General features: G+C 39.1%; 3 protein-coding genes and 1 pseudogene. All 4 read left to right on the top strand.

Annotation, left to right across the window (positions count from 1 at the left end):
- A pseudogene (locus tag AC1DRQ_RS29620) lies at positions 1–870 on the top strand (SusC/RagA family TonB-linked outer membrane protein); the annotation flags it as partial.
- Positions 871–887: 17 nt separating this feature from the next.
- Positions 888–2,372 (top strand): RagB/SusD family nutrient uptake outer membrane protein, encoded by a 1,485-nt coding sequence (locus AC1DRQ_RS29615; RefSeq protein ID WP_477429435.1) that lies wholly within the window; start codon positions 888–890, stop codon positions 2,370–2,372.
- A gap of 333 nt (positions 2,373–2,705) precedes the next feature.
- Positions 2,706–3,440 (top strand): LytR/AlgR family response regulator transcription factor, encoded by a 735-nt coding sequence (locus AC1DRQ_RS29610; RefSeq protein ID WP_429392933.1) that lies wholly within the window; start codon positions 2,706–2,708, stop codon positions 3,438–3,440.
- 218 nt (positions 3,441–3,658) lie between these two features.
- A complete protein-coding gene (gene aqpZ / locus AC1DRQ_RS29605; RefSeq protein WP_429392929.1) occupies positions 3,659–4,366 on the top strand; it encodes an aquaporin Z in 708 nt (235 codons plus the stop codon).
- Positions 4,367–4,526 lie beyond the last annotated feature (160 nt).

The raw sequence follows: 4,526 nt of genomic DNA, 5'->3' as shown, positions 1-4,526 counted from the left end.
GTTGTTAATAATGGAGCTGTAAGCAATAAAGGCTTTGAGTTTAGTTTACGCTATCAGGATCGCTTGTCCGAAAAATTCAGCTATTATGCCGTGGCTAACCTGCAATTATATCGTAACAAACTGGTATCATTTGGAGCTGATGAAATAGGGGGGCCTGACGGGCAAACCATTATGCGAAACGGATACCCGGTTAGCTCATTCTATTTGCAAACTATGGATGGCATTTTCCAGAGCCAGGCCGAGATCAATAACTCACCGGATCAGTCGTCTTTAGGCGGTGTCCCAACCCCAGGGGATATTAAATACAAAGACGTTAATGGCGATGGAAAAGTAGATGCCAATGACCGCAGTATTATACCCGGACAATATCCCAAGTTTGAATATTCCTATACCATGGGAGCAACCTGGGGTAATTTTGACGCCAGTGTACAGCTATATGGCTCATACGGTAATAAACTTTATTTGTACAAATGGGGTGTAGATCCGTTTGCACAGGGAGCTATGCCTACTGTTGACTGGTTAAACAGATGGACACCGGAGAACCCATCAACCACGATGCCTAAAATTTATCTGGGTTTTTATGGTTACCCAAAAATCACCAATGTACAATCAACCTATCATTTATATAATGCCAGTTTTATGCGCATTAAAAATTTACAGATAGGTTATACCTTCCCTAAAAGGATGATCAAAGGCGTTAATTCGCTTAGGGTATTTGGTTCGGTTGATAATCTGGTACTCTTTACCCCACTTAAACAGCCCACTGACCCGGAAAGACAGGACATCACCAATAAACCCGATGCCTGGTATGGCTTTGCCAATTATCCGCAAAACCGCACTTACACGTTCGGTGCATCTGTTCAATTTTAATTTCAATTTAAAAGCAAATGAAAACAAACATAATCATATTTATAGCAGCAGTGTTTTTTATAACATCATGCAAAAAATTGGATGTTACGCCTCCTGATAAGCTATCAACAAACAACTTTTGGAAAACAGCTGCTGATGCCGATCTGGCGCTTACCGGCCTTTATGGAACACTATACGCGCAAAACGGTCAAATTACCGAATATGCACCCATGTGGTGGGAAAATTTCAGCGATAACTCCTACAGCCAAAATAACCAGGGTAGTTCGCAACAATCACTTATCGCGGGTCTTACATCTACTATAGGAGGGTTCCCGACTGATAACAGCCAAAGCTTATATGCAAACGCTTACATAGGTATAGCTGCAACCAACAGCTTTTTAGCTAATGTAAGCAAGGTATTAACCGGCGACAAGTTAAATCAATATAAGGGTGAGGCTTACTTTTTACGCGCGTTTAATTATTTTTTACTGGCCGAAACCTATGGTAACGTTCCTATAGTAACTGCCGATCCGGTGACCGTTGATTTTAAAAATAAGGTATCAAAATCAGCAAGAACCGATGTTTTAAAGTTGATAGAAAGTGATCTTGACCAGGCCATTGCATCACTGCCAAACGCAAAATACAATACGGGCCACGCGGTAAGGGCTTCGGCACAGGGGATAAAGGTAAGGGTATTGTTGTTTGAGAAAAAATATGCAGAAGCAGCCGCCCTGGCCAAAACCATTATTGACGGTGGTTTATTTTCTCTAAACGCTAACTATCCGGCCAACTTTTATAAACCCGATCAAAGCTCCAGCCCCGAAATTATGTTTTCGGTACAGTTTCAGGCTCCGGCTGCACCGCATAATTTCCCGATCACCATTGCAATCATAGGCGCCGGGTATAAAGATTTGCAGGGCACACAGGATATGATCAATGAGTATGAGGCCAATGATCCGCGGAAAACGATGACCTTTTTCTTCCCGGGTGATACCCCCGCAAAAGGCTGGCCGTTCCCGAATACAGTTGGAACCCCGGGTGTAAACAACTGGACCCAGGGTTTTTATCCGGGAAAAAAATGGCTCGATCCCAAAAATGTAAATCCGCAGCCGGGTATGCTTGATGATCAGGATTATGTATGGCTGCGATACGCTGATATTAAACTAATGTATGCCGAAGCTCAAAATGAAGCATCAGGGCCCGATGCCAGCGTTTATCAGCAGGTGAATGAAGTTCGTGCCCGCCCGGGTATTAATATGCCGCCACTACCTGCCAATCTTAATCAGGCAGACATGCGCGCACGCATTCAACACGAAAGAAGAGTTGAATTTGCGTTAGAGGGGTTGCGTTATTTTGATCTGCGCAGATGGGGCCTTGCCAAGCAGAAGCTAAATGGCTTTATACAAAATCCGTTAACTCCGGCAGTAAAAACTATTTATAAAGATAATTTTGATTTTTGGCCAATACCACAAAACGAAATTGACAGAAACGCGCCGGTACTTATTCAAAATAGTGGTTATTAAAAGTACACTATAAAAACAAAAATGATCCGCTTTTTAAAAGGAGCGGATCATTTTTGTTTTAGATCATTTGATAAACCCCGGGCGTGAGGGGTTAAATCTTATATATATGGTTATTTTTAAGTATTGATTTAAAATAATATTCATATTTTGTTATTCTTATAAGTTGTTGATCCTGTGTAAAGGGGGAGTTAATGGTAACTACCATTTGAATTGGATTTTGTTGGATCAAACTTGTAAGGAAGTTGTTATAATTTAAAAATTACCTGAATTTTATAATATAATGGTTAATTTGCATAATAAGATCAAACACCTTTATTGCTTATTTTTAAACCGATGCCAATAGACTGTATGATTGTTGACGATGACGAGATGGTGCTTTCCCATCTTCGCAGTCTTGTTGTCCAAACGCCCTTTTTAAACTTATTATCATTTCATACTAATCCTGCCGATGCGTTAATAGCCATTGAAAACCAAAACCTGAAACTCGTTTTCCTTGATATAAACATGCCGGGCATTAGCGGTATGGAATTAGCCCGGATAATTAACAATAGAAAAGGTACCGAGGCACCGCGTATTATTTTTACTACAGGCTTTGAACGTTTTGCCCTGGAAGGGTATAAAGTTAATGCTCTGGATTATCTGCTTAAACCCATTGAGTACGAAGCCTTTATTAAAGCCGCCTATAAGGCAAAAGCTGATATTGAGAATAATATTAAGCCACTTCCTGGTGTAACCGGGTATACTGAAAATGATTTTATTTTTTTAAGGGTGGAGTATGAACTGGTAAAAGTTTATTTAAAGAACATTCTTTATTTTGAAGGGTTTAAAGACTATGTGAAAGTTTATGTAGCTAATAGCGATAATTACATAAAATCACTTACTACCATGAAAAGCCTTGAGGAAAAACTAACCGTAAATTCCTTCATGCGTGTACATCGTTCGTTCATTGTATCGCTTGATAAGATCGATACTATCACTAAAAATACCGTTAGGGTAGGAAAAACATTGATCCCGGTTAGTGAACAATACAAGGAATCATTTAAAAAATTTATTGATAAGTGGTTTTAACAATTTTAAATTCTATCCAACTCTTTTGCCTTTCTGTCGATATTATATAGCTATCTATCGAAACTACTCCACATTCGGTTTAAAACTCATTTTATTTGATTAGGATTTTCGGCCTGATTGTTCATGTTATAAAGTTATGATATGGCTTATCCTTAGTTTAAAATCAACAATAGTTTGATCATACTTCATCTAATCCTTTTATTTAATTCAATTTCACTATGGAAACAAACACCTTCTCCAAATTTTCAGCTGAGCTTTTTGGTACGCTCGTATTAGTTTTAATGGGCTGCGGCAGCGCGGTAATTGCAGGAGCAAACGGTACAACCGGCGTAGGTCTTTTGGGTATAGCTTTCGCTTTCGGTTTGTCTGTTGTGGCAATGGCTTATGCAATTGGTCATATATCTGGTTGTCATATTAACCCGGCTATTTCTATTGGTATGGTTATATCAGGTAGGATGAAAGCAAGCGAAGCCGTGATTTACATTATTGCTCAGGTATTGGGAGCCATTGCAGGAGCCGGTATCCTATTGCTTATTGCATCAGGTAAAGATGGGTATAGTGTTGCAGCTAATGGTTTAGGTCAAAATGGCTATGATGCTTTTTCGCCGGCGCATTACAATTTACTATCAGGGTTTGTTGCCGAAACTATTTTTACATTTATATTTCTGCTGGTGATATTTGGCTCAACTTCTACAAAAAATATACATGGTGGTTTTGCCGGTTTAGCAATAGGTTTAAGCTTAGTGCTTATACATATAGTAGGCATACCGGTTACTGGTGTATCCGTAAATCCGGCGCGCAGTATTGGCCCGGCATTACTGGTTGGTGGTGCTGCCATTAGTCAGCTATGGTTGTTTATTGTTGCTCCTATATTAGGTGCTGCGTTGAGTGCAATTGTTTGGCGTTATGTTTTGGAAAGAAAATAGAATAAGAACTAAAACGAATGTTTATCAAATCTGTTAAACATTCGTTTTTATGCATTGAATGGTGTATGACCAGTTATCATATTTAATAATATATAATTGATTTTAGTATTCTTTGAACTGCCTGCTTAATAATTTTTCCTTTAAATATTCAAATCACTTC

This window comes from Mucilaginibacter sp. P4_E8 (genome assembly GCF_056401495.1).
This window is presented reverse-complemented; position numbering and strand designations above follow the sequence as displayed.